General features: G+C 61.3%; 24 protein-coding genes, 1 tRNA gene and 3 pseudogenes. 6 read left to right on the forward strand and 22 right to left on the reverse strand.

What is annotated here, in order from left to right; all coding sequences use genetic code 11:
- Nucleotides 1-15: 15 nt before the first annotated feature.
- Nucleotides 16-423: a peptide-methionine (R)-S-oxide reductase MsrB gene (gene msrB, locus B3397_RS00650; RefSeq protein ID WP_296246319.1), complete on the reverse strand. Its 408-nt coding sequence runs from the start codon at nt 421-423 to the stop codon at nt 16-18.
- A 164-nt stretch (nt 424-587) separates the two neighbouring features.
- Between msrB and B3397_RS00655 the strand changes: the two genes are divergently transcribed.
- From B3397_RS00655 to B3397_RS00670, 4 genes are all read left to right on the forward strand, one after another.
- Nucleotides 588-1,799: a pyridoxal phosphate-dependent aminotransferase gene (locus tag B3397_RS00655; protein ID WP_296246320.1), complete on the forward strand. Its 1,212-nt coding sequence runs from the start codon at nt 588-590 to the stop codon at nt 1,797-1,799.
- 130 nt (nt 1,800-1,929) lie between these two features.
- On the forward strand, nt 1,930-2,817 hold the full coding sequence (gene htpX / locus B3397_RS00660; protein ID WP_296246321.1) for a protease HtpX: 888 nt from the start codon (nt 1,930-1,932) through the stop codon (nt 2,815-2,817).
- A 169-nt stretch (nt 2,818-2,986) separates the two neighbouring features.
- Complete coding sequence (locus tag B3397_RS00665) at nt 2,987-3,754, forward strand: DODA-type extradiol aromatic ring-opening family dioxygenase (protein WP_296246323.1); 768 nt, start codon at nt 2,987-2,989, stop codon at nt 3,752-3,754.
- 227 nt (nt 3,755-3,981) lie between these two features.
- On the forward strand, nt 3,982-8,271 hold the full coding sequence (locus B3397_RS00670) for a DEAD/DEAH box helicase (RefSeq protein ID WP_296246324.1): 4,290 nt from the start codon (nt 3,982-3,984) through the stop codon (nt 8,269-8,271).
- Between the two features lie 24 nt (nt 8,272-8,295).
- Here B3397_RS00670 and B3397_RS00675 read toward each other — a convergent pair whose 3' ends face one another.
- Nucleotides 8,296-8,562 carry a type B 50S ribosomal protein L31 gene (locus B3397_RS00675; RefSeq protein ID WP_296246326.1) on the reverse strand — a complete coding sequence of 89 codons (267 nt, stop codon included), beginning with the start codon at nt 8,560-8,562 and terminating at the stop codon, nt 8,296-8,298.
- Between the two features lie 181 nt (nt 8,563-8,743).
- Between B3397_RS00675 and B3397_RS00680 the strand changes: the two genes are divergently transcribed.
- Nucleotides 8,744-10,363 (forward strand): FMN-binding glutamate synthase family protein, encoded by a 1,620-nt coding sequence (locus tag B3397_RS00680; RefSeq protein WP_296246328.1) that lies wholly within the window; start codon nt 8,744-8,746, stop codon nt 10,361-10,363.
- Nucleotides 10,364-10,518: 155 nt separating this feature from the next.
- Nucleotides 10,519-11,664, forward strand: a complete 1,146-nt coding sequence (locus B3397_RS00685; protein WP_296246331.1) for an OpgC family protein — start codon at nt 10,519-10,521, stop codon at nt 11,662-11,664.
- Here the strand turns inward: B3397_RS00685 and nadA are convergent, their stop codons facing one another.
- From nadA to ybgC, 20 genes and pseudogenes are all read right to left on the reverse strand, one after another.
- A complete protein-coding gene (nadA, locus tag B3397_RS00690; RefSeq protein WP_296246332.1) occupies nt 11,665-12,723 on the reverse strand; it encodes a quinolinate synthase NadA in 1,059 nt (352 codons plus the stop codon).
- Nucleotides 12,724-12,939: 216 nt separating this feature from the next.
- Nucleotides 12,940-13,581 carry a hypothetical protein gene (locus tag B3397_RS00695; protein ID WP_296246334.1) on the reverse strand — a complete coding sequence of 214 codons (642 nt, stop codon included), beginning with the start codon at nt 13,579-13,581 and terminating at the stop codon, nt 12,940-12,942.
- Nucleotides 13,582-13,583: 2 nt separating this feature from the next.
- The gene (locus B3397_RS00700) at nt 13,584-13,847 is read right to left on the reverse strand and encodes a PAAR domain-containing protein (protein WP_296246336.1); all 264 of its coding nucleotides are present in this window, start codon (nt 13,845-13,847) and stop codon (nt 13,584-13,586) included.
- 31 nt (nt 13,848-13,878) lie between these two features.
- Complete coding sequence (locus B3397_RS00705; RefSeq protein ID WP_296246338.1) at nt 13,879-14,127, reverse strand: hypothetical protein; 249 nt, start codon at nt 14,125-14,127, stop codon at nt 13,879-13,881.
- Nucleotides 14,120-14,455, reverse strand: coding sequence for a hypothetical protein (locus tag B3397_RS00710; protein ID WP_296246340.1), 336 nt, complete (start codon nt 14,453-14,455; stop codon nt 14,120-14,122). Before B3397_RS00710 ends, B3397_RS00705 begins: the two co-directional genes overlap by 8 nt.
- A gap of 425 nt (nt 14,456-14,880) precedes the next feature.
- Nucleotides 14,881-15,448, reverse strand: a pseudogene (locus B3397_RS00715) (type VI secretion system ATPase TssH); the annotation flags it as partial.
- A gap of 15 nt (nt 15,449-15,463) precedes the next feature.
- Nucleotides 15,464-15,553: pseudogene (locus B3397_RS00720) on the reverse strand (type VI secretion system tube protein Hcp); the annotation flags it as partial.
- Nucleotides 15,554-15,571: 18 nt separating this feature from the next.
- Complete coding sequence (locus B3397_RS00725; RefSeq protein ID WP_296246342.1) at nt 15,572-17,320, reverse strand: OmpA family protein; 1,749 nt, start codon at nt 17,318-17,320, stop codon at nt 15,572-15,574.
- Nucleotides 17,317-17,988, reverse strand: coding sequence for a type VI secretion system protein TssL, short form (gene tssL / locus B3397_RS00730; protein ID WP_296246344.1), 672 nt, complete (start codon nt 17,986-17,988; stop codon nt 17,317-17,319). The genes B3397_RS00725 and tssL overlap by 4 nt, the downstream gene beginning before the upstream one ends.
- An 8-nt stretch (nt 17,989-17,996) precedes the next feature.
- A pseudogene (gene tssK, locus B3397_RS00735) lies at nt 17,997-18,173 on the reverse strand (type VI secretion system baseplate subunit TssK); the annotation flags it as partial.
- A 626-nt stretch (nt 18,174-18,799) separates the two neighbouring features.
- Nucleotides 18,800-18,875 (reverse strand) — tRNA-Lys (locus tag B3397_RS00740).
- 60 nt (nt 18,876-18,935) lie between these two features.
- Entirely contained in the window at nt 18,936-19,610 is a 675-nt protein-coding gene (queC, locus tag B3397_RS00745) for a 7-cyano-7-deazaguanine synthase QueC (RefSeq protein WP_296246373.1), read from the reverse strand.
- 16 nt (nt 19,611-19,626) lie between these two features.
- A complete protein-coding gene (gene queE, locus B3397_RS00750; RefSeq protein ID WP_296246346.1) occupies nt 19,627-20,274 on the reverse strand; it encodes a 7-carboxy-7-deazaguanine synthase QueE in 648 nt (215 codons plus the stop codon).
- A gap of 162 nt (nt 20,275-20,436) precedes the next feature.
- The gene (gene ybgF / locus B3397_RS00755; protein WP_296246348.1) at nt 20,437-21,276 is read right to left on the reverse strand and encodes a tol-pal system protein YbgF; all 840 of its coding nucleotides are present in this window, start codon (nt 21,274-21,276) and stop codon (nt 20,437-20,439) included.
- A 6-nt stretch (nt 21,277-21,282) separates the two neighbouring features.
- Nucleotides 21,283-21,786, reverse strand: coding sequence for a peptidoglycan-associated lipoprotein Pal (pal, locus tag B3397_RS00760; RefSeq protein WP_296246350.1), 504 nt, complete (start codon nt 21,784-21,786; stop codon nt 21,283-21,285).
- Nucleotides 21,787-21,838: 52 nt separating this feature from the next.
- Nucleotides 21,839-23,122 carry a Tol-Pal system beta propeller repeat protein TolB gene (tolB, locus tag B3397_RS00765; protein WP_296246351.1) on the reverse strand — a complete coding sequence of 428 codons (1,284 nt, stop codon included), beginning with the start codon at nt 23,120-23,122 and terminating at the stop codon, nt 21,839-21,841.
- 17 nt (nt 23,123-23,139) lie between these two features.
- Entirely contained in the window at nt 23,140-24,219 is a 1,080-nt protein-coding gene (tolA, locus tag B3397_RS00770) for a cell envelope integrity protein TolA (protein ID WP_296246375.1), read from the reverse strand.
- Nucleotides 24,216-24,671, reverse strand: a complete 456-nt coding sequence (gene tolR, locus B3397_RS00775; protein ID WP_296246352.1) for a protein TolR — start codon at nt 24,669-24,671, stop codon at nt 24,216-24,218. The genes tolA and tolR overlap by 4 nt, the downstream gene beginning before the upstream one ends.
- A gap of 14 nt (nt 24,672-24,685) precedes the next feature.
- The gene (gene tolQ / locus B3397_RS00780) at nt 24,686-25,381 is read right to left on the reverse strand and encodes a protein TolQ (RefSeq protein WP_296246354.1); all 696 of its coding nucleotides are present in this window, start codon (nt 25,379-25,381) and stop codon (nt 24,686-24,688) included.
- A 2-nt stretch (nt 25,382-25,383) separates the two neighbouring features.
- Nucleotides 25,384-25,839, reverse strand: a complete 456-nt coding sequence (ybgC, locus tag B3397_RS00785; protein ID WP_296246355.1) for a tol-pal system-associated acyl-CoA thioesterase — start codon at nt 25,837-25,839, stop codon at nt 25,384-25,386.
- Between the last annotated feature and the right edge of the window lie 32 nt (nt 25,840-25,871).

Here is a 25,871-nt window from a genome sequence, read left to right on the forward strand (position 1 = left end):
CTTTCTTGTCAGGGGTCAGGCGGGCTGTTCGGCCCGGGGCTGGAAGTCCAGGCACACCGAATTGATGCAGTAACGCAGGCCGGTGGGCGGCGGGCCGTCCGGGAATACGTGGCCCAGGTGCGAATCACAGGTAGCGCATTTGACTTCGGTGCGGATCATCCCGTGGCTGGTGTCGCGAATTTCCACCATGGCCTGCTCACCAATAGGCGCATAGAAGCTCGGCCAGCCGCAGCCGGAATCGAATTTGGTCCGGGAGTCGAACAGTGGTTCGTCGCAGCCCACGCAGGTGAAGATTCCGTCAGCTTTGAAGTCGTTGTACTTGCCGGTGAACGGCCGCTCGGTGGCGCTCAGGCGGCAAACGTTGTATTGCTCGGGGTCGAGCATGTCTTGCCATTCTTTTTCAGTGCGGGTCAGCTTGTTCATCAGTACACCTCGGCGGTTCAAAAAGCCCGATCTGTATCTTTTGCAACGATCAGGTGGCACGTATGATTGCGCCTTTGGACAGCAGTCTGTCACCCGCGTTTCACCGGTTCAATTTTTTCATGTCCACGTCCGGCGCGGCGCTCTTCACCTTTCGGGATCACATCATGCAGTTCAGTAAATCGAACAAGCTTGCCAACGTCTGCTACGACATCCGCGGGCCTGTGCTCAAGCACGCCAAACGCCTGGAAGAGGAAGGTCATCGCATCCTCAAGCTGAACATCGGCAACCCGGCACCGTTCGGTTTCGAAGCGCCTGAGGAAATCCTTCAGGATGTGATCCGCAACCTGCCGACCGCCCAGGGCTACAGTGACTCCAAGGGTCTGTTCAGCGCGCGCAAGGCCGTGATGCAGTACTACCAGCAGAAACAGGTGGAAGGTGTCGGTATCGAAGACATCTACTTGGGCAATGGCGTGTCCGAACTGATCGTGATGTCGTTGCAGGCCTTGCTCAACAACGGTGACGAAGTGCTGATTCCAGCGCCGGATTACCCGCTGTGGACGGCTTCGGTGAGCCTGGCCGGCGGCAACGCGGTGCATTACCTGTGCGACGAGCAGGCCAACTGGTGGCCGGATCTGGACGACATCAAGGCCAAGATCACGCCCAACACCAAGGCCATGGTGATCATCAACCCGAACAACCCCACCGGCGCCGTCTATTCCAGGGAAGTGCTGTTGGGCATGCTGGAGATTGCCCGCCAGCACAACCTCGTGGTGTTTTCGGACGAAATCTACGACAAGATCCTCTACGACGACGCCGTGCACATCTGCACCGCCTCTCTGGCGCCCGACCTGCTGTGCCTGACCTTCAACGGGCTGTCCAAGTCGTACCGAGTGGCGGGCTTCCGTTCCGGCTGGATCGCCATCTCCGGGCCCAAGCACAACGCCCAGAGCTACATCGAAGGCATCGATATCCTGGCCAACATGCGCCTGTGCGCCAACGTGCCGAGCCAGCATGCCATCCAGACCGCGCTGGGCGGCTACCAGAGCATCAACGACCTGGTGCTGCCCAACGGTCGCTTGCTGGAACAGCGCAACCGCACCTGGGAATTGCTCAACGACATCCCGGGTGTGACCTGCGTCAAGCCCATGGGCGCGCTCTATGCATTCCCGCGCATCGACCCGAAAATCTGTCCGATTCACAACGACGAGAAGTTCGTGCTCGACCTGCTACTCTCCGAGAAGCTGCTGGTGGTGCAAGGCACCGCGTTCAACTGGCCCTGGCCCGACCACTTCCGCGTGGTCACCTTGCCGCGGGTCGATGATCTGGAGCAGGCCATTGGCCGCATCGGTGGTTTCCTGAAGAATTATCGTCAGTAACGGCGTTGCCTGAGCAAGTGTTCAAGTGCGTGTACACAGTTTGAAATAGTCGCCCGGTTGAATCGGCCGGGCGCGCACCTTATATACCCGCATACGCAACACTTTTATCCGTCAGGAGAACGTTACAACCATGATGCGCATCTTGCTGTTTCTGGCCACTAACCTTGCGGTCGTGCTGATTGCCAGCATCACCTTGAGCCTTTTTGGCTTCAATGGGTTCATGGCGGCCAACGGGGTTGATCTGAACCTCAATCAGCTGCTGATCTTCTGTGCCGTGTTCGGCTTCGCCGGTTCGCTGTTCTCGCTGTTCATCTCCAAATGGATGGCGAAGATGAGCACCGGAACCCAGATCATCACCCAACCGCGCACCCGTCACGAACAATGGCTGCTGCAGACCGTCGAGCAGCTGTCCCGCGAAGCCGGCATCAAGATGCCCGAAGTGGGTATCTTCCCAGCCTACGAGGCCAACGCCTTCGCCACCGGCTGGAACAAGAACGACGCGCTGGTTGCGGTGAGTCAGGGCTTGCTCGAGCGTTTCTCGCCCGATGAAGTCAAGGCCGTGCTGGCCCACGAGATCGGCCACGTCGCCAATGGCGACATGGTCACCCTGGCGCTGGTGCAGGGTGTGGTGAACACCTTCGTCATGTTCTTCGCACGCATCATCGGCAACTTCGTCGACAAGGTCATCTTCAAGAACGAAGAGGGCCAAGGTATCGCCTACTACATCGCGACCATCGTCGCCGAGCTGGTGCTGGGTATCCTGGCCAGCGTCATCGTCATGTGGTTCTCGCGCAAGCGTGAGTTCCGCGCCGACGAAGCCGGCGCCCGGTTGGCGGGTACCAGCGCAATGATTGGTGCCTTGCAGCGTCTGCGTTCGGAACAAGGCGTACCGGTGCACATGCCCGATACCCTGAATGCCTTCGGCATCAACGGTGGCTTGAAGCACGGCCTGGCCGGCCTGTTCATGACCCACCCGCCGCTGGAAGATCGTATCGAAGCACTGCGCCGTCGCGGTTGATCGCGGCTTGCATGAGAAAGGGCGACCTCGGTCGCCCTTTTCTTTGCCTGATCGACAGCCGCCCGCTCTGACACAACGATGTTTTCGATCAATACGGCGTAAAACTTATATTAGATGTGGATGTGTTCATGAACGAAGATAGGCTCATTCCATCGTTCAGGACATCGCCATGCTTCCCAGCCTGTTCATCTCCCACGGATCCCCCATGCTCGCCCTGGAGCCCGGCGCCAGTGGCCCAGCCCTGCGTCGGCTGGCCGAGCAGTTGCCGCGGCCCAAGGCCGTGGTACTGGTGTCGGCGCACTGGGAAAGTCGCGGCCTGCTGGTAGCCAGCGGCGCCCAGCCGCAAACCTGGCACGACTTCGGCGGTTTCCCGGCAGCGCTGTTCGCGGTGCAGTACCCGGCGCCCGGCGACCCATCGTTGGCGGCACGCGTCGCACAGCACCTGAGCGACGCCGGGCTACCGGCGCAACTTGACCCTGAGCGGCCGTTCGATCACGGCGCCTGGGTGCCGTTGTCACTGATGTACCCCGCTGCCGACATTCCCGTGGTGCAGGTTTCGCTGCCCAGCCATCTGGGCCCCGAATTGCAGCATGCGGTGGGTCAGGCGCTGGCACCGCTGCGCGAGCAAGGCATTCTGCTGATCGGTTCGGGCAGCATCACCCATAACCTGCGCGAGCTGGAATGGCGGGCCGGGCCAGAGAAAGCCACGCCGTGGGCCCTGGAGTTTCGCGACTGGATGGTGAGCAAGCTGGCGTCGAATGACGAAGGTGCCTTGCACGACTACCGCCGACAGGCGCCCCACGCCGTGCGCAATCACCCTAGCGACGAGCACCTGTTACCGTTGTTTTTCGCTCGCGGTGCGGGCGGGGCGTTTGCGGTAGCGCATCAGGGGTTCACGCTGGGGGCGTTGGGGATGGATATCTATCGGTTTGGTTAAGATGGGTGGTGGGCAGATGCTCACCCCAGCCCTCCCGAATCGCCATATCGGCCCGAGGAAGATGGAGCCATAGCAGATCGCCGATAGCCGCAACCCCTCCGTACGACCCCCTCTCCCTCAGAGAGAGGGCTGGAGTGAGGGGACCATCCACCACAAAATCCACCCGCCAACCCCCGAACCAAAAAGCCCCCACTGCAACTTCCACCCCGCGCTGCCCTCAATAGCACATGACCCTCCCCGCCCTACCCGATCCAGCACTAGACGGTTTCCATCCCGCCGTACGCGCCTGGTTCCAGCACAGTTTCCCCGCCGTCACCCCGGCGCAGGCCCAGGCATGGCCGCTGATCCAGGCCGGGCAATCGACGCTAATCGCCGCGCCCACCGGCTCCGGCAAGACCCTGACCGCTTTTCTCGCTGTGCTCGACGAACTGATACGCCAAGGCCTCGAACATCAAGGCCAGCTACCACCGTGCACCCAGGTGCTGTACATCTCGCCGCTCAAGGCCCTGTCCAACGACATCCAGCTGAACCTGCAACGCCCACTTGAAGGCATCAACGCTCAGCTCGTCACCCTGGGCCTGCCCCCAGTGCCCATCGTTGCCAGCGTGCGCACCGGAGACACCCCGCAGCGGGAGCGTGCTGCCATGCGCAAGCGTTCTCCGCATATCCTGGTGACCACGCCCGAATCGCTGTACGTATTGCTGGGTTCTGATTCCGGTCGCAGCATGCTGGCCGATGTCGGCACCGTGATCGTCGATGAAATTCATGCCATTGCCGGCAGCAAACGCGGCAGCCACCTGGCCTTGAGCCTGGAGCGCCTGCAGGCGCTGTGCACGAGCCCATTGCGACGAATTGGTCTGTCAGCGACGCAGAAGCCCGTGGAGCAAGTCGCCCGCTTTCTCGCGGGCCACCAGCGCCCCTGCGCGATCGTCGACATCGGCCACGCCCGCCCTCGCGACCTGGCCATCGAAACGCCGCCCGTGCCACTGACCGCGGTGATGGCCAATGATGTCTGGGAGTTGGTCTACGACCGTCTGGCGCAACTCGCCCGGGAGCACCGCACCACCCTGATATTCGTCAATACGCGCCGTTTGGCCGAGCGTATGGCCCGTCATCTGAGCGATCGTCTGAGCCGGGAGTCGGTGGCGGCCCACCACGGCAGCCTGGCCAAGGAACACCGACTCGACGCCGAACAGCGCCTCAAACGGGGCGAGTTGCAGGTGCTGGTCGCCACCGCATCCCTTGAACTGGGCATCGATATCGGCGATGTCGACCTGGTCTGCCAGATTGCCTCGCCTGGCTCGATCTCGGCGTTTCTGCAGCGTGTCGGCCGCTCTGGTCATCAGGTCGGCGGCACGCCCAAAGGCCGGCTGTTTGCGACCTCACGGGACGATCTGATCGAATGTGTGGCGCTGCTCGACGCCGTGCGTCGCGGTGAACTGGATATCTTGCACATCCCCAACGCGCCGCTGGACGTGCTGGCGCAGCAGATCGTCGCCGAAGTCAGCTGCCAGGAATGGCCGGAACAGAAGCTGCTACAGATGTTTCGCAAGGCGACTCCCTACGCCCAGATGGATGAAAAGCACTATCAGGCCCTGCTCGGCATGCTCAGCGAAGGCTATAGCGGCCAGCAGGGCGTGCGGGGCGCCTATCTGCACCGCGACAGCGTCACCGCGACGCTACGGGGCCGCCGAGGCAGCAAGCTCACTGCCGTGACCAGCGGTGGAGCCATTCCCGACAACGCCGACTACAACGTCATGCTCGATCCACAAGGGCTGAACATCGGCACCGTCAACGAAGACTTCGCAGTGGAAAGCATCGCTGGCGACATCTTCCAACTCGGCAACCGCTCCTACCGCATCTTGCGTATCGAAGGCGGCCGAGTGCGTGTCGAAGACGCTCAAGGCCAGCCGCCGAACATTCCGTTCTGGCTGGGCGAAGTGCCGGGCCGCAGCAACGAGTTGTCCGCTGCCGTTGCGCGGCTGCAGGCCGAGATCGATACGCGTCTGCAGGCCAGCGAGGGCGACACCGGGCCACTGGCCGTGTGGCTGGGCGAGGATCTGGGGCTGGACCGCGACAGCGCCGAGCAATTGCTGGATTACCTGGCGCGTACGCGCTCGGTGCTGGGCGCCCTGCCGTCTCAGCAGACGCTGGTGATGGAGCGTTTCTTCGATGAGTCCGGCGGCACCCAACTGATCATTCACAGCCCATTCGGCAGCCGCATCAATCGCGCCTGGGGTCTGGCGTTGCGCAAACGGTTCTGCCGCACCTTCAATTTCGAATTGCAGGCAGCGGCCAGCGAGGATGCCATCGTGCTGTCGCTGTCGACAAGTCACAGCTTCGCGCTGGAAGAGGTGTGGCGCTACCTGCACAGCAACAGCGCCGAGCATGTGCTTGTCCAGGCCTTGCTCGATGCGCCGCTGTTCGGCGTGCGCTGGCGCTGGAACGCAGCGACCGCGCTGGCATTGCCTCGCTATGCCGGTGGGCGCAAGGTGGCACCACAGCTGCAACGCATGAAGAGCGAGGACCTGATCGCCAGTGTCTTTCCCGACCAGATCGCCTGCCTGGAGAACATTGTCGGCGAGCGGGAGATTCCCGATCACCCGCTGGTCGAGCAGACTCTGGACGACTGCCTGCACGAAGCCATGGACAGCGAGAGTTGGCTAACGCTGCTGCGACGCATCGAAACGGGCGATATCCGCCTTCTCAGCCGCGATCTGCCCGCCCCGTCGCCACTGGCCGCGGCCATCCTCAACGCGCGCCCCTATGCATTTCTCGACGACGCGCCCCTGGAGGAGCGCCGCACCCAGGCGGTCCTCAACCGCCGCTGGAGCGAACCGCAATCGGCGGACGATCTAGGTGCCCTGGACTCCGATGCCATCAGCGCCGTCGAAACGCAAGCCTGGCCCGCCCCCGGCAGCCGCGACGAAATGCATGAAGCGCTGATGACGCTGGGCGCCGTTGCCGGCGAAGAAGTCGACCCGTCGTGGTCGGCACTGCTGGCTGGCCTGGCGGACTCGAGTCGCGCCACGCGCCTTGGACTCAGTGATGGGCGCCATCTGTGGGTAGCCCTGGAGCGCCTCGAAGGTTTGCAGACGCTTTACCCCCAAGCCCCCCTGTCGCCACCGCTGACCCCGTTACACCGGCTCGATCATGCCTGGGACAAGGAAACTGCAGTACTGGAGTTGGTACGCTCACGGCTCAGCGGTTTCGGGCCCTTGCGGTTGGGCGAGGTGGCAGCGCCGTTGAACCTGCATCCGGCACTGGTGGAGCAAGCGTTGATCCGCCTGGAAAGCGAAGGCTACGTGCTGCGCGGCGAGTTTCGCCCCGGCGTGCAGGAAACCCAATGGTGTGAGCGGCATCTGCTGGCGCGTATTCATCGCTACACCGTCAAGCGCCTGCGCCGGGAAATCGAGCCGGTCAGCCTGCAGGATTTCATGCGTTTTCTACTCGACTGGCAACACCTGGCACCCAGCTCACGCTTGCAAGGCGAAGCGGCCCTGGGCGAGGTGCTGCAATTGCTGGAAGGCTACAGTGCTCCCGCCGCAGTCTGGGAGAGTGATCTGCTGCCGGCGCGCCTCAAGGATTACAACCCACAATGGCTGGACCAGTCCTGCCGCAGTGGCAAGACCGTGTGGGCACGCCTGGCCGGCAGCGCCAAGGGCGCCACTCTCAAAGGCACGCCCATTGTGCTGCTGCCGCGCGCCCGGCTGGCCATCTGGCGCAGCCTGGCACCGCCCAGCGATCTGCAGGCGCTCTCGCTGCGGGCGCAGAAAGTCCACCAGGCGTTGCAGGAACAAGGCGCCATGTTCTTCGACGAATTGAGCCATGAAGCCCACCTGCTGCGTACCGAACTGGAAAATGCGCTGCAGGAACTGGTCGCTGCAGGACTTGTAAATGCCGATAGCTTCGCTGGCCTGCGAGCCTTGATCACCCCTGCCAGCAAACGGCAGACACGCAGCAGCCGGCGCGGACGTGGCGCCTTCATCGGCGGCATGGACGACGCTGGACGCTGGGCATTGCTGCGACCGCCCGGTACCGCAGCCGACGATGTGGCTGAGCAAGTGGTGATGACGCTGCTGCGTCGATATGGCGTGGTGTTCTGGCGCTTGTTGCAGCGCGAAGCCGACTGGCTGCCCAGCTGGCGAGACCTGCTGCGCGCCTGTCACAGACTCGAAGCGCGCGGCGACATCCGCGGCGGGCGCTTCGTGAGTGGCTTGGCCGGCGAACAGTTCGCCTTGCCCGAAGCGATCCCGGTGCTGCGCGAGGTGCGCAAACGCCCATTGGACGGCAGCCTGGTCGCTGTCAGTGCCAGTGACCCACTGAATCTGGTCGGCACCCTGCTGCCGGTGGGCGCTGCCAACGCTGAGGGCGCTCATCGGTTGGTGCCAGCACTGGCCAGCAACCGCATCGTCTATGCAGACGGCTTGCCCGCCGCCGCGCTGGTGGCGGGCAAGCCGGTGTTCTGGAGCGAGGAGACGGCGCCGCTTCGCGAGAAGCTGGTGCGCCATCCGTAAGCGCAGATTGGCCTGAGCTGTTGCTTACTGAGCGGCGCTCTTGCCAGCAAAACCACCAAAGCGCTTGTTGAAACCAGCGATACGGCCTTCCGCCTGAGTCTTGCGCTGCTGACCGGTATAGATCGGATGAGAAGCGCTGGACACGTCCAGGGCCACGTAAGGGTAAGTGTTGCCATCGCTGTGCTTGTGTGTGCGATCGGTGTCGGCGGTAGAGCCAATCAGGAAATACACGTCAGCGGCGGTGTCGTGAAACAGCACGGTGCGATAAGCGGGGTGGATTCCGGGTTTCATGGAAGCGTCTCCTGAGCAATGAATGACTTGTTATATCATAACATTTATTGCCCGTACACTTCTGAAGCTTTCTTCATGTGAGGCTTGCCGCCGGCTCCGCGCCTGTCGCAAATGCCTTGATCGGATATAGTCCAAACGACCGACAGGCCGAACCGAGCCTGAGCCTCTGAAAGGAAACCGTATGAGCCTATCGCTGCTGAGCCGCTACGCCTTCTTCGTCGCGTGCGTGGTGTTCACACTTGCCTGCATCCCCTTCATGCACCACGAATGGCTCTGGCCGTTCGCCCTGACCACAGGGGTGCTGAGCGTGATCGGTGTGTTCGACCTGCTGCAGACTCGCCATGCCGTGCGCCGCAACTACCCGATACTGGGCAACATCCGCTACCTGGTGGAAGGCATCCGTCCAGAGATTCGCCAGTACCTGCTGGAATCCGACAGCGACGCCCTACCCTTCTCGCGCGCGCAGCGGTCGCTGGTGTATTCCCGTGCCAAGAACGAAACGTCCGACAAGCCTTTCGGTACGCTGATCGACGTCTATCAAACCGGTTTCGAATTCATCGGTCACTCCATGCGGCCTGCGGCACTGAGCGATCCCAGCGCATTTCGGGTGACGGTGGGCGGCCCACAATGCAGGCAACCGTACTCGGCCTCGGTCTTCAATATTTCCGCGATGAGCTTCGGCTCACTCAGTGCCAACGCCATCCGCGCCTTGAACCAGGGGGCCAAGCTGGGCAACTTCGCCCACGACACTGGCGAAGGCAGTATCAGCCCCTACCACCGCGAACACGGTGGCGATTTGACCTGGGAGCTGGGCAGCGGCTATTTCGGCTGCCGTACCAGTGACGGCCACTTCGATCCGGAGCGCTTTGCCAAACAGGCTCAGGACCCGCAGGTACGAATGATCGAAATCAAGATGAGCCAAGGCGCCAAGCCTGGCCACGGTGGCATCTTGCCCAAGCACAAGGTAACACCCGAGATCGCGGCGACCCGCGGCATTCCCCTGGGCGAGGACTGCGTCTCGCCTTCGCGCCACAGTGCGTTCAACACCCCTCTGGAGCTGATGCAGTTCATCGCCCAACTGCGTGAACTGTCCGGTGGCAAGCCGGTGGGGTTCAAGTTCTGCCTGGGCCATCCCTGGGAGTTCATGGGGATTGCCAAGGCCATGCTGGAAACCGGCATCCTGCCGGACTTTATCGTGGTCGACGGCAAGGAAGGGGGTACAGGCGCCGCGCCTGTAGAGTTCACCGATCACATCGGCGTGCCGATGCGCGAGGGCTTGCTGTTCGTTCACAACACCTTGGTAGGGCTCAATCTGCGCGACAAGATCAAGCTCGGTGCCAGCGGCAAGATCGTCAGCGCCTTCGATATTGCCAGCGTGCTGGCTATCGGTGCGGACTGGGCCAACTCGGCGCGCGGGTTCATGTTCGCCATCGGTTGCATTCAGTCACAAAGTTGCCACACCAACAAATGTCCCACGGGCGTGGCCACTCAGGACGCCCTCCGCCAACGCGCGCTGGTCGTTCCCGACAAGGCACAGCGCGTGTTCAATTTCCACCGCAGTACCCTTAAAGCACTGGCCGAAATGCTCGCGGCCGCGGGTCTTGAGCACCCTTCCCAACTGGAAGCCAAACATCTGGTACGACGCATGTCGGCCACTGAAATCAAGCTGTTCTCGCAGCTGCACCTCTTCCTCAAGCCTGGCGAACTGCTGACAGGCGAAGCTGGCGGCGAGTTCTACCAACGCATGTGGGCCATGGCACGCGCCGACAGTTTCGATGCCAACGAGGCGGTTGCCGCATAACAGCGTTGTGACATTCGGTAATACCCAAACTTTTGCAATTGATTGCGAAAGCCGCCACCCTGCGCGCCGCTGATCGATAATGGCCGCGCGTGGGGGAACCTCCCTTGCCGCTGGCCTATCCCTACTACATATTTCTTGTGCAAGAGCCCGCCGCCATGACTAACGATCGAGACCATCGGATCGATTTCTATCGGGGTTTGGCATTGATCTTCATATTCTGGGATCACATACCGCAAAATCCGCTCGCCAGCTTCACCCTGCGCAATTTCGGCTTCAGCGATGCTGCCGAGGTATTCGTGTTCCTGGCCGGCTACGCGGCGGTGCTGGCCTACGGCAAGATCGCCCTGCGCGACGGCTACCTGGTGGCCAGCGTGCGCATCCTCAGGCGCGCCTGGGTGCTCTATGTGGTGCACATCTTCCTGCTGGCGGTGCTGATGGGGATCATTTTTGTAGCCAACAATCATGTCGAAACCCGAGACATGATTCAGGAAATGAACCTGTCATATTTCGTCGCCAACCCTCAGCAAGCGATGGTCGATGAGTTGCTGCTGCGCTTCAAGCCCAACCTGATGGACCCGCTACCGCTTTACATCGTGCTGCTGGCCGGATTGCCAATCATGTTGCCGCTGCTGATCAAGCGTCCTGGACACGCTATTGCCCTGTCCCTGGCCCTGTACGGGCTGGTGCAGTGGCAGGGCTGGAACATTCCCGCCCACGACAACGGCCTGTGGTATTTCAACCCCCTGGCCTGGCAGGTGCTGTTCGTGCTCGGCGGTGCGGCGGCGCTGCACTCCAGAGCCTCCACGCCCGCGGCCTCGGTCAGATCGCTTGGCCAACAACCTTTGTTCGTGGCCAGCGCCGGCGTCGTGGTGATCAGCGCGCTGTTGGCAATCGTTGCACGGTGGCCTGAACTGCAGGAGGCCCTGGTGCCATCCTGGATGACCGAGTTGCTCTACCCGGTCGACAAGACCAACCTGGCGTTATCCCGACTGGTGCACTTCGTTGCCCTGGCGTATTGCGCAGCCAAGCTCATCCCTCAGGGCCCCTGGGTCCAGCATTGGTCGGTGCGCAAGGTCGGACTGATGGGCCGCTATTCCCTGGAGGTGTTCTGTCTAGGCGTAGTGTTGGCACCATTGGCCGATATGGCCAATGCGTTGGCGGACGATAGCCTGGTCATGCAACTGGCCAGCGCCATGGCAGGCGTCGGCCTGATGCTGGCTTTGGCCGAATGGCTGGATTTGAATAAACGGCTGGGGCGCCCGACCGTCGCGGCCGCCCCAGTACTGCCCAAACGCGCTTGATCAGGCGTTGCCGGCCAGTTTCAGGCGGGCGGCTTGTGTGAAATCCAGCATGCGCTTGAGCGGCCGGATTGCATGGGGAATGACGGCCGGATCGACGAAAATCTCGCCGCTGCCGTGGCGCAAGCAATCGAGCGTGCGCTCCAGGGTGTTCATGGCCATCCACGGGCAATGGGCGCAGCTGCGACAGGCCGCGCCATTACCCGCCGTGGGTGCCTCGATCAGGATCTTGTCCGGTACCGCCTGCTGCATCTTGTAGAAGATGCCTCGATCGGTGGCCACGATCAGGGTCCGGTGCGGCAAGGCTTTCGCCGCTGCGATCAATTGGCTGGTAGAGCCTACGGCATCGGCCAGGGCAATCACCGCTTCGGGTGACTCGGGGTGCACGAGGATCGCCGCGTCCGGGTACACCGCACGCATGTCCTCGAGTTGCCGCGATTTGAACTCCTCATGAACGATGCACGCCCCGTCCCAGAGCAGCATGTCCGCGCCGGTGTGCTTCTGGATGTAGTTGCCCAGATGTTTGTCAGGCGCCCAGATGATCTTCTCGCCGTTGTCCATCAGGCTTTCGACGATCTCCACCGCGCAGCTGGAGGTTACCACCCAGTCCGCACGCGCTTTCACTGCGGCCGAGGTATTGGCATACACCACCACGGTGCGCTCCGGGTGCTTGTCGCAGAATGCCGAGAACTCCTCAACCGGGCAGCCCAGGTCCAGCGAACAAGTGGCTTCCAGGGTCGGCATCAACACGCGCTTTTCCGGATTGAGGATTTTCGCCGTCTCACCCATGAACCGCACACCCGCCACCACCACGGTCTTGGCCGCATGCTGGTTGCCGAAGCGGGCCATCTCCAGGGAGTCGGACACGCAACCCCCAGTCTCTTCGGCCAAAGCCTGGATCACCGGATCGCAGTAATAGTGGGCCACCAGCACGGCGTCCTGAGCCTTGAGCTCGGCGGCGATGGCGGATCGGTAGTCGGCTTCCTGTTCAGGTGTCAGCGGCTTAGGCTGCTTGGCATCCAGGTGAGCCTGAACCAGGAGGCGTTCGGATATCTGCGTCATGAGGCAAGACCTGCGGGCGCTGGTGCGCGAGAGTCGAGTATACCACCCGGGCGGACACGAGCCTGGGGAGTGGATACCCCGAGTTTATTAGGGTTTTTCAGGGCTGGCGCAGGCTACAGATAAAACCGTTGGATTCCAACGGTTTTCACGTACTCACCTACAACGACGCCGCGCAGCCACCTTCTACCGCGACCAGGCGAATATCCACCCGCCGATTCAAGCCCTGCCCGGCCATCGCCACGTTACCTTCCAGCGGCTATCCGGCAGTCGCCACCCAGGCTTCAGCGCGATGGACGAGCCGGGCGTGGAGCGCTCGACCAGACCCATCATCTGTTGACGCAACGCCATCAGCGGCACGATATCCGTTCCTGTCACAAGCACCAGCAGATCGTGCAGACGCTCGAGGCCAGCCTGGGCTTCATTCAGGCTCCGGGCCTGTGACCTGAGGGCGGCCTGACCGCTGCGCAACCCCTGAAGCTGCGCCTGCGGCCCTTCGCTGCCCGTCGTGCGCAAGGCCGTGTGCAGGCTCACCCCCAACACCTGTTGAGAGCGCCGGCCGCAACGGCGGCGCTGCCATAAATCGGTTTCTCGTGCGGCGTCCCAGGCGTCAGCGGCCTGGTGCCCGCCCACATAGACGATCCAACGCACGAACAGCAGCACGGCCCATACCAGTGCCGGCAGCACCAACCCTATCGCCCACGAACGTCCCGGTGGTTGATCGGGCCCCTGATCGGCAAACAGCCACACCTGTGCAACGCCAACTATCAGCAGCACCAGCAGCAGGGTAAGCCAACGCCACAACCGAGGGCTGTCGGGGCGCCACGCCGGCGCAGGCACATGATCCAGTCTGACCGCCATGATCAACGTGCACACGCTTGGGGCAGGGACGAAATCAAGGTACAGCCACAGGCGCAACGGTGGCCATGAAAAGCGATGGGAACGCCGTCCTCGTGGAACGTCGGATGCCCTTCGACAATGACCGTATGCCCATGGCCAGGCAGGGGACAGACCGCCTCGTCGCCCTTGCGCGCCACACCGATGCCGGCAAAGCGCATGGCGCTTGACCCGGACACGACCAGGCCACCGCTGCTCAGCAGATCCCCAATACGAATGATGCCGTTCATGTGTTATTCCTTGTAATAAGTTGCAAGCCAATCATTGACTTTGTGCTGTATCAGCGAGGACATCGTGGCGTTCAAAGCGTTGACCGTCGAATTGATATCGGCTCATTTCAATCGGTACCCCGACTGGGTCATAGTTGTTGTCCCAACGAATACTGAACCCTTCCTCATTCCAGCCAATAGAGGAGAAATCGGTCGCCTGCCCGCGCTGCCCCGTGCGCTGGCTCAACAAACCGAATGTTTCAAGACAACTGCTGATCAATACACTTGTGCGCTCATGCAAAAATGGTTTCCTGCACTTCGTAGACATACAGCCATGTTTCATGACCGGCACCACAAAAACCACCAGGGCGATAGGGACTCGAAGCTACCTGCTGGAGCACCGCAATGAACTCGCGACCACCCACAACATGCCTGACTGATTCAAACAGCACTTTGTCGGCGTCCAGGCGAGCCCTGATCTTGAATACCGCACCGTCGTCCATCTGCAACTTCACCAATGGACGTTCTGCCGTTTTCCATACACCGATGGTCTGAGCGGCGACGCCATTGCCGAGCATAATGAGTACGGCCACCGCGATCGCTCTACTCACCCAATACATGGTCTGCATAACACACTCCTGTGTAGGACCATACATGCTCTTCAGTCTGACCTTCCCTGCCCTTCTGGTAAGTTTCCTTGTCACGCTCGCGAAGTTCCGACTCGGTCTTTCCAGGAGATACCCAGGTAAGTTCCGGACCCGATGATACAACTTTGGTTATTCCCGTACCCGAAGCATCGGTAGCCCCGGCGTGCTTTAAAACTTTCATAGTGTTTCCCTGACAATATGTTCGAGTTATTTTATTTTTTTGCGCCGGTTATCCGCATGGCTTCTTCACCAGGAGCCATAAGGAATTCCGTGCTGGTCGATGTAGGCCTGCGCTTTGGGATTAGGCGCTCGGTAGTAGCGATGGTCACCGTTTCTGTGAGGTCCGATGGGTTCAACTTTGGCTTGGAACCGGCCGACTTCGGTAAACCCCAGACACGCGCCGCCCTCTTGAGGCTGTCCGGTACGTTGCCTTGAGCAATGCACAAGGCCAGCCCTTCGACCAGCGCCGTCTTGCCCACACCCGGATCGCCGATCCAGGATGGGATTGTTCTTGCGGCGCCGGCTCAGCACATCGATCACCTGACGGATCTCGTTGTCCCGGCCATACACCGGGTCGACTCCGCCATCGCGCGCCTGGCCGGTAATATCATGGGTAAACCGATCAAGCACCGCTTGCCGGGCATCGGCAAGCCCGGCGACGTCCTGCTGAGCACTGGGGTCGCACGAGACAGACGGCGCAGCGCGCTGCTGCAACTGCGGCCGCTCTTCGGAATGCTTGTCCAGCAGCGGCAGTAACTGTTGCAACTGCTGTTGCCCCAAGCTGAACAGTGGCCAGGCTGCCTCGCATGCCACCAGGCTCGGCGTTTCCCTGAGCCCGTACAAAAGATGCGCGCTACGCAGACTCGTACTCTGGTCGTCTACCGATGCATGAAGCCAGGCGTTCCTGATCAGCAGATGCAGGCTGTCGCTCAGTTGCGGCTTGCCATGAACGCTGCGTGGCAGGCCGTCCAGGTGGTGGGCGACGATCTAGATGCTGCCCTCACGACCCTGCACGTCAACCGAACCCTTGATGTCCGCGTCGCCGTCGTTCTTCAGCCATAGGTATACGGGGATTGCCATTTGGAGCTCCTTGGTTGCTTATTGAATGCCGCTCACTGCGGCACCGGGTTGGACGCCTGACACTGCAGCGGGGCGCGTACAGCCCCCCGCGTGCGGCAGCAGGCGGATATCGACGCGACGGTTGGCCGTGCGTCCTGATTCGGTGTCGTTGCTGGCGATCGGTTGGCTTTCGCCGAAGCCCTGGACGGCAAAACAGTCGGCAGGTAAATCGCCCATGCTTTGCAGCCATTGGCGTACGGCCGCAGCACGCGCCTGGGATAGCGCCAGGTTGTGTTGTGGGCTGCCGATGGCGTCGGTGTGCCCGGCAATGACGATCAGCCTGTCGGGCTGAGCCTTGATATCGGCCAACGCACCGATCATTACCTTGGTGGCGTCAGGGCGCAGTTGTGCGCTGCCACTGTTGAACAGCGAAAGACTGTTCAACCGAATGGTCGGCTCGCCACTGTCTGCCTGTGGCGCGATGCGCTGCACGGGATGGCGACCGATCACATTCCATATCAACGGTCGCAGCAATTCGCCGCGGTACAGGCCCAAGCCCAGCCCAAGTGGCTCGCCTTGGCTGAAATAGTTGTCCAGGACCAGAGCATGTCGACGCAGTACGGCAACGGCCGCTTCGCTCCGGGCAGGATCGGCTTGCCCACCGTGCGGCGGATACATCACTCGCTGATAGCGCCAGAGGTCATCTGCCACCTGCCGGACCAGCTGGTGGTTGTGCCAACCGGAGCTGATGATGGCCAGCATCAGTGCGGACACGAATAGCCAAAGGGCTATGCGGTTCGCCCGACTTTGTTGGGTCGAACGCGGGCCCGCTGCCAGCAATGGCAACAAGGGGTCCGGGAACGGCAGCCAGGTGCTGGGCTCCTGGCCTTGGGGTGCATCGACCATCAGTGCGGTGCGACTGCGCGACCAGTGCTGCCACAGGTTGCCGTCCACGGTCCCGGGCACGGTAGGTACGAAGGTAAAGGCCACGGCAACCAGTGGGCCACTGCCAGGGCCCCGAACGTGTGCCTGGAACGCCGGCAGGATTTGATCCTGGAACCAGGTTGCCAGGCTTTCGAGCTGTATGCTGATGCGCAGGCGGGCGGCGCACTCAAGGCTGTCACCCGCTTGACGCTGCCAGTCGCTCAGCGTGGTGCACGCACCGTTGTCGCGCACCCAAGGCTGGGACTCGCCAGCTTCCCAACTGAACCATGGGCCTTCGCCGGTGGCAGCCTGAGCGTAGCCAACCAGCATCAGGGGCAGCGGTGCTCCCAGCGTGCGGGCGATGGTCAGTTGGTAGATAAAGGTTCGCAACGCGCCGGCCAGCACGGCAGCGTCGCGATGCGCGCTGGGGCTGACCGTCAGCACGATACGCAGTTGAGCCTGCCAGTCCGGACGCAGCGACAGCAGCTCGCGGACCAGGCCGGATAACTGTGGAACGGCAGGTACCCGCACATAGCAGCCTTCATTGGTGCTGCGCAGTTGCAGCACGCCCGGTGCGAACGGACCAAACAGTCCGCACGGGCTGTCCCCGCAAACCAGTATGACCGGCAGCCGATAATCGTCCGGGGGCAAATTGGGGGCGTCGGCCAGCATCGACAGACTGTCTGGCTGTACGGTCCGACGCCCTGCTTGCCTGCATGCCCAGGCAACCACAGCAATGGCCAGCGCCGACATCGCCAGTCGCCAACCGGTGTTCCCCGGGATCACCATGAGCAGACCGACGATCAGCACTCCAGTCCAGAGCCAGAGGCGACGAATCATGGCCAACGTCAGCGGTGCGCTCATAGGCCACCCGGTATCAAGTGGTGCGCCGGATCACCGAGCAATTGATCCAACACCCACCAGCAAGCGACCAGCAGCAACGCGGCCAGCACACCCTGCACTGCAGGCATTTGCAGCCAACGTGAAATCTGCAGGCGGCGCCTTGGCTCTGGGCGGGTCGGCAGCGCGCTGCTGGGAAGCAAGGGGGCGACGCGCTCACTCAGGCTTTGCCAAAGCTGCTGGCGCTGGGGGGCATCCTCCGTGGCGTAGCGCCCCTTGAAACCCAACATCAGCACGCGCTGGAACACCGTCAGCACCTTTATGTCCGGTGCCCTCTCGGCCAGCACCTCGCGTATGTCCTCATACAGCGATTCACCCGCATAATGGCGACCGAAGTAGCGGGTCTGCAGGGGTTCGGCTGACCATCTTGCACGGACATCTTCACCCGCACCGGCCAGTACGCTTTCATCGAGCAGGGCGCACTGGGCGTGCAGGATGTGGTCGAGACTGCGCTGGCTGCTGTTTGCCGCTTCGAGCGCATGACGGGTCGCATCCACCTGCGCACAGCACAGTGTCCACAGCTCCCCGGCATCGCAGACCTGACTGCCCTCACGCAGCCTCACGACCAGCAGGTAGCTGTCCTGCAACAAGGCATCGATGTCCATGGTTGCCGTCACGGCTGTAGCGTTCATCGATGGCGTCATGTGCGCAGCACCGCAAACTGTTCAAGCTTCACATCGACCAAGGTGCTGGGCACGTAGAACGCGCAGACGCCCTCGGCGAGCATGGTCTGACCCCTGACGTGGTCGAGTTCGAGATGGAAGTACTGGTTTTCCAGGCGCAGCGGAATGGCCGCGGGCACATGACTCAGCCGCTCGTCAGGGGTAGCTTCGGACAAAGCGTCATTGGTTTGAAACGCCTCGATGTCGCTAAGTATTGTGACCGGGCTGAGATTGATCTTCTCGAACAGCGCGGTATAGGCGCCCTGACCCGCCTCTACGGCTTGAACAGTGCTGGTTGAAGACGCGACGACCCCTTCTGCAGGCATGCGCAATTCCTTCTGTTGGACCAATTGGAGGGGTCAGCGAGCGGGCTGAGCCATTTCGGCGAGCTCGGTGCGCAGTGCGTCGCTCGTGCCTTGGGCATCTCGTTCTGAAAACTGCTGCTCGCCATACCCCCTCCCGTCTGGTACTTCCCCTGGTTAGTTTGTAAAACGCAGGGGCATAAAAAGCCGCCGCCCGCACGCTTCGAAAACCGTCGGGAACAAAGGTACAGAGTCTTGAAGGGCCTGCAATTCAGCCTTTTCTGAACGTTTTTGGGATTTCTCTGAAGCGGCTGTAGGAAAAGTTACCGGGGCATCGAATTGGGGTTTCGTGGACGCAGGGACGCTTCGATTTCAACGTCGGCGGGCCAGCCAATCCGGTGGCGGCGGACCGGAAAATGAAGGGCTCGAATCGCAGGCACAAAAAAACCCGCAGCCTTTGCAAGCTGCGGGTTTCGAAATGGTGGGTCGTGTGGGATTCGAACCTACGACCAATTGGTTAAAAGCCAACTGCTCTACCAACTGAGCTAACGACCCGTTTCGTGGTGCGTATAATACTGATTTTTAAGGCTTATTCAATACCCTAACGCAAAAAAATTAAAAATAACGGGTGGGGTCGCTGACACCGGCGGCGTCAAAGCCTTCAGCACGCAGACGACAGCTGTCGCACTTGCCGCACGCCTGGCCTTCGTCGTTGGCTTGATAGCACGACACGGTAAGGCTGTAATCCACGCCATGAGCCAGCCCGGCTTTGACGATGTCCGCCTTGCTCATGTTCTGCAGCGGTGCCTGGATCGTGAACCCCTGCCCTTCGACGCCGGCCTTGGTGGCCAGGTTGGCCATCCGCTCGAAGGCCTCGACAAATTCAGGTCGGCAATCCGGGTAACCGGAATAATCCACCGCGTTGACACCGATGAAGATGTCGCGGGCACCCAACACCTCGGCCCAGCCCAGGGCGAGTGACAGAAAGACCGTGTTGCGCGCCGGTACGTAGGTGACCGGGATGCCCTCGCTCGGCCCCTCGGGAACATCGATCGAGGGATCCGTGAGCGCCGAACCGCCCATGCCATCAAGGTTCAGACCAATGACTTTATGCTCGATAGCGCCCAGATCCCTGGCCACACGCGCGGCGGCATTGAGTTCGGCGCGATGGCGCTGGCCGTAGTCGAAGCTCATGGTGTAGCAGGCATACCCCTGGGCCTTCGCCATGGCAACCACGGTCGCCGAGTCCAGACCGCCAGACAGCAGAATCACCGCCTTCTTTTCGTTCAGTGCTTGCTCGTTCATGTCAGCGCCCCGGCTCGTCGTTCCAAAGAATTTTATGCAGTTGCATCTGCAGGCGCACCGGCAGATTGTCGGCCACGATCCAGTCCGCCAGATCGGTAGCGCGCATCTGGTCCTTGCTCGGTGAGAACAAGACCTCGCCGGCGCGCTGATCGAGACCATACTGGATGAGCTTCGACACCGCCCAGTCATAGTCTTCCCGCGAGCACAGCACGAACTTGACTTGATCGTTGCGGGTCAGCAGGTCAATGTTTTCGTAGCGGTTACGGGTGACTTCCAACGAGCCGGGAGTCTTGAGATCGAGCACGCGGCTGACGCGGGTGTCCACTTTGCTGATATCCAGCGCGCCGCTGGTTTCCACCGACACTTCGTAGCCGGCGTCGCACAGGCGCTGCATCAGCGGGATCGCATTGGGCTGCGCGAGTGGTTCTCCACCGGTCACGCAGACGTAGCGCGGCTTATAGCTGGCGACCTGTTCCAGGATGGAGTCAAGGCTGCGAACAGTGCCACCGGTGAAGGCATAGGCGCTGTCGCAGTACTGGCAGCGCAGGGGGCAGCCGGTCAGGCGCACGAAAACCGTGGGCAAGCCGGCGGTGCGAGTCTCACCCTGCAACGAGTAGAAGACTTCGGTAATACGTAATGTGTCTTGCATAGGGTCCACGGGCATGACAGCTAAACAGGCTGACCGCCTCCGTTGGGCACTTCAGGAAACCCGCAATCGCGCAGCTTCAGGAAGCGTGTTCATAAAATGGCGGCAAATTCTAACGAAAAAACCCGCGCCAGGCGCGGGTTTCTTTGAACGACCGGTCGAACTTCACATTCTCTGCAGGTCTTTCTGGGCCAGCTGAGCAGCCGAGGTGCCCGGATACTGGGTCACAACCTGCTGCAGAATACCCTTGACCCGGTCGATATGGCCCAGACGACGTTCGACGTCAGCGAGCTTGTACAGCGAGTCAGGCACCTTGGAGTGCTTTGGGTAAGCTTGGCTAACCTTGGCGAAGGCCTGTCCCGCACCTTGCAGATCGCCCTTGGCCAAGTTGACTTCACCCAACCAGTATTGGGCATTGCCCGCGTACTGGCTGTTGGGGTACTTGCGCAGGAAGGCGCCAAAAGCCTGGCTGGCCTTGTCGAAGTCCTTGGCCTTGATCAAGTCGAAGGCGGCGTCGTAGTACAGCTTTTCCTTGGCGGGATCAGCAGGTTCGGTGCCAGCAGCCGGTTGGCTGGCTGACGCCGATGGAGCACCGGCGGCGCTTATCGCGCCTCCGGCTGAAGAATTATCCGGTTGTGCCGCGGGCGCTGGTGCGACTCCGGAGCCAATCCGACTATCGAGTTCCTGATAACGCTCCAGACCTTCCTGCTTGAGGCGCTGGATATCGTTCTGCTGAACTTCGACCTGACCGCGCAATCGCGCGATGTCTTCCTGCATTTGCTGCAGTTGCATGAACAGCTCGCCCTGTGCCGAGACAGGCGCCGAAGCACCTGACCCGGCAGAGGCGCCGTTCGTACCGTAACCTGAGGGCGGATAACTGCTGGCAACGGTTGGGCTATTGTTATAGCCACCATTGTTGTTGTCATCGACCACAGGCACTGCGCCCCAAGCCATTACGGGCAGGGCGAAAGCCAGAACAGTTACAGCACGACGGCACGTTCGCATGACGAATTACTTACGCAGTTCGACGCGACGGTTTTGAGCCCACGATTGCTCGTCGTTGCCGGTAGCAACTGGACGCTCTTCACCGTAGGAAACCAGTTCCAGCTGAGCTGGCGAAACGCCTTGCAGAACCAGGTAGCGTTGAACGGCCTTGGCGCGACGCTCGCCCAGTGCCAGGTTGTACTCGCGAGTACCGCGCTCGTCGGTGTTACCTTCCAGGACGACGCGAGCGCCGTTGGCTTTCAGGTCCTTGGCGTGAACGTCCAGAGCGCGCATGGCTTCTGGCTTCAGGTCCGAGCTGTCGTATTCGAAGTAGAAGGTGGTGATTGCGCGCAGAGCGGCTTCTTCGCTCAGGGAACCGTCAACGGCACCGGTGTTTGCGCCGTAACCAGCGTTAGGGTCGACAGCAGCGCCGCCTTGACCAGCGTCTTCGCCGCCTTTGGAGGAGCAACCTACAGCTACAGCCATGGCCAGAGCCAGCGCAGCAAACTTACCAAACTTCAGCATTTCCATCGTGAAACTCCTAATGAACCCCAGTGTGTTAAGTACAACGTATAGCGCCGCGTCAGTTCAGGTAAGGGGACCAGGACGGTTCTCTGACTTCGCCTTGAGCGGTAGGAAGCGGGAGCCTCACGCGGCCGTTTAGCGACACGAGCATCAAGACTCCCCGGCCCTGCTGGCGGGTGGCGTAGATTACCATGGTGCCGTTGGGCGCAACAGTAGGCGACTCATCAAGAGTTGAATCTGTGAGGATCTTTACGCTTCCGCGCACCAAGTCCTGCGCCGCCACCTTGAAATTGGTGAAGCCATCCTGACGATGGATCATCACCAGCGTCTTTTCGTCGGCAGACAGTTTGGGGTTGGCATTATAGTTGCCGACGAAAGTCACTCGTTCAGCATTGCCGCCACCGGCAGTGCTGGTCTTGTAGATCTGCGGCTTGCCGCCACGGTCAGACGTGAAATAGAGGGTGGTGCCATCCTTGCCCCAGAAGGGTTCGGTGTCGATGGCCGGGCTATTGGTAACACGTGTGAGGCCGCGCGAGGCCAGGTCCATTACGTAGATTTCCGGGTTGCCGTCCTTGGACAGTACCAGCGCCAGGCGGTTGCCATCGGGCGAGAATGCAGGAGCGCCATTCAGGCCTTCGAAGTTGGTCAGCTGCTCACGGCGACCAGTGTCGACGTTTTGCAGGAAGATACGCGGACGGCGCTGCTCGAACGACACGTAGGCAATGTTGCGGCCGTTGGGCGAGTAGCGTGGCGACAGGATCGGCTCACGGGACTGCAGCAGGGTCACGGCGCGGGCGCCGTCGTAGTCCGAGCGCTGCAAGGTGTATCGGGTAGCGTTGGTGCCCGCGCGCTCGGCAGTGACGTAAAGCATGCGCGTGGAAAACGCACCCTTGATACCTGTCAGTTTTTCAAACGACTGGTCGGAGATGTAATGCGCCATGTCGCGCAGCTGGTCGGTGGTGCCCGAAACACTGCCGGTCAGCACTTGCTGCTGGGTGTTTACGTTGAGCAGTGCATATTGCACCTGCAAACGGCCACCGGCAGGGGTGATGCTGCCAACCATGACGTACTGGGCACCCAGCGCCTGCCAATCGCGATAGATGACTTCGCTGGCCTGAGACGGCTGGCTGATCATGTTCTGCGGTGGAATAGGCGCGTAGTAGCCGGAGTTGCGCAGGTCGTTGCCGACGATTTCGGCAATGTTGTCCGGCAGCACGCTGCCGCCCTGGAACCCGAAGGGCACCACGGCGATAGGCGTGGCACGGTCGGCGCCGCTGGTCACAAGGATGTTCTTTTCCTCGGCGACGGCCAATCCCGCCGCGCAGCAAAGAACTACAAGCATTCCTCGAAGAAGGTTAATCACAAGGCAAGATCCTCAGGTGTAAATGTCATCTTGAAGGAACGATAGGGGTTGAAGTCAGCTGGTTTCAAACCCTGCATTTCCGTTAAGCGGCCGATGTTCTTGACCGCGGCCACTGCTGAACTGTCAAAAGGTCCATCGCCGCTGGAGCGCGAAACGCTCACGTTGGTGACGGTGCCGTCGGGCAGCATGTTGATCTGCAACACCACGGTCATGTTCTTGCGAGCCGACGGCGGACGCGCCCAACCTTCGGCGGCACGGGAGCGGATCAAGTCGTCGAAGTTACCGGCCACTTCATCACCGCGCTCGTCGGCCAACGCTTGCTGGCGCTCGGGCTTGTCGGACAGGAGGTCGGCCAGGGCCTGAGCCTTCTTGTCTTCAGCAGCTTTGCGAGCAGCATCCTGAGCCTTTTTCTTGGCAGCATCGGCAGCGGCTTTCTTTTTCGCGTCCTCGGCAGCCTTCTTCTTGGCATCCTCGGCAGCGGCGGCTTTCTTCGCGTCTTCCTCGGCCTTTTTCTTGGCGTCTTCTGCAGCTTTCTTCTTGGCGTCTTCGGCAGCCTTCTGCTTCGCTTCCTCGGCGGCCTCTTTCTTCGCCTCTTCTTCCTGAGCCTTCTTCTTGGCGATGTCGGCCTGCTCGGCTTTCTTCGCTTCAGCAGCTTTTTCAGCGGCCTCGGCCTTGGCGGCAGCAGCGGCCTCGGCCTTGGCGGCCGCGTCGGCCTTCTTGGCTTCGTCCGCCTTCTTCGCCTCTTCGGCCTTTTGAGCAGCCTCTTCTTTCTTTTGTTCCGCGGCCTTTACAGCTTCCTGCTCGACCTTCTTGGTTTCCATCTGCTCGACCTCAGTCTGGCGCGCAGCGGATTTCTTGGCTTCGCCGGCCAGCTTCTGATTGGTCTGAGTGGTCGCCTGGCTCTTGGATTTGAGCTGGTAGAGCGTGGCTTGCACGATGGGTCGGGATTCGGGCAGTTCAGGCGTCATGGCGAAACTGACGAACAACATGCCGAAAATCAGGACGTGCAAGGCCACGGCCCACACCGTGGGCCAGAAGTAGTTTTCCGAGGCGGAATGCTCTCGCTGTCGCATCAGGGCGCCTCGGTAATCAAGCCGACGTTACCGACACCCGCCTGCTGCAACCCGCCCATGGCACCCATGACGGAGCCATAGTCGACCGTCTTGTCGCCACGGATGAATACCTGAGTACGCTTGCCGCTCTCGGTACCCTGGCGAATGATCGCGGTCACCGCCTGGGTCATCTGCGGCAAGGTCATGGCCTTGTCCATCTGCTTCTGTGTGTCGACTTCGCTGCCAAGGTTCCAGTAATAGGTCTTGTCAGCCTTGATCGAAATGGTCAGGACCTGGGTATTGTTGTCTTGCGGCAAGGCTTCACTGGAAACCTTGGGCAAGTCTACCTTCACGCCCTGGTTGAGCATCGGTGCGGTGACCATGAAGATGACCAGCAGTACCAACATCACGTCGATGTAGGGCACCACGTTCATCTCGGCTACCGGCTTGCGTTTTGGGCGACGACCTCGAGTCATTGGGATATCCCTGCTCACTCTTCGCTGGTGTGCACTTTACGGTGCAGGATGGCCTGAAACTCGTCAGCGAACGTGTAGTAACGGTTGATCAGGGTTTCGCTGCGGGCGGCGAAACGGTTGTAGGCGATGACCGCTGGAATGGCCGCGAACAGACCGATCGCGGTGGCGATCAGGGCTTCGGCGATACCCGGTGCGACGGTTGCCAAGGTGGCTTGCTGGGCGGAAGCCAGGCCACGGAACGAGTTCATGATGCCCCATACGGTACCGAACAGACCGACATACGGGCTGGTGGAACCCACGGTGGCGAGGAACGGCAGGCTTTGCTCGAGCTTCTCTTCCTCACGGGAAATAGCCACACGCATGGCACGGCCGACCCCTTCCATGACGGCATCAGGGTCAACGCCCTGCTGCTGGCGCAGGCGGGAGAATTCCTTGAAACCGGCACGAAAGACCTGCTCGACGCCGGAATCCGGATCCGGGTTGCTGCCAGCCTGACGATATAGCTTGGACAGGTCGATCCCCGACCAGAAACGCTCCTCGAAGCTGTCCAGGGCGCGACGACCTGCGCGCAGCATGCTGCTGCGCTGAAAGATCATGATCCACGAGGTGACCGAAGCGGCCACCAGAATCAGCATTACCAACTGCACCACGACGCTGGCATTGCTGACCAAACTCCACATGGAGGTATGGTCGACGACGTTAGCTTCCACGCTTAATCTCCTGCATTCGATTGTGTACCCGGACCGCCCGCGTCGGCGAAGGCCGCACGCAAGGCTGGGGGAATGGCCCGGGGTCTGAAATTGTCGGCGCGCACACAGGCCACCAGAAACTGCCCTTCACAGAGCAGCGTTGCATCCGCAACGCGCCTGACCTGCTGCTTGAAACGCAGGCTGGCACGGTTCAACTCGACCACTTCGGCGCTGACCAGCAGTTCGTCGTCCAGTCGGGCGGGCGCGTGATAGCGCGCCTCGGCCGAATGGACCACGAACAGCAAGTTGTCGCCGACCAGTTCCGACTGGACGAAGCCCAGCTCGCGCAGGCGCTCGGTACGCGCCCGCTCCATGAATTTGAGGTAATTGACGTAGTAGACGACGCCGCCGGCATCGGTGTCTTCGTAATAAACCCGACAACGATGAGCGAACGTTTCAACCCCGTTTTGCGCGCGCATACTCTAGTGCTTACTCCTCGGGTTGCCAATCC

Origin of the sequence: Pseudomonas sp. UBA4194, from assembly GCF_002379585.1 — a bacterium.
Lineage (GTDB): Bacteria > Pseudomonadota > Gammaproteobacteria > Pseudomonadales > Pseudomonadaceae > Aquipseudomonas.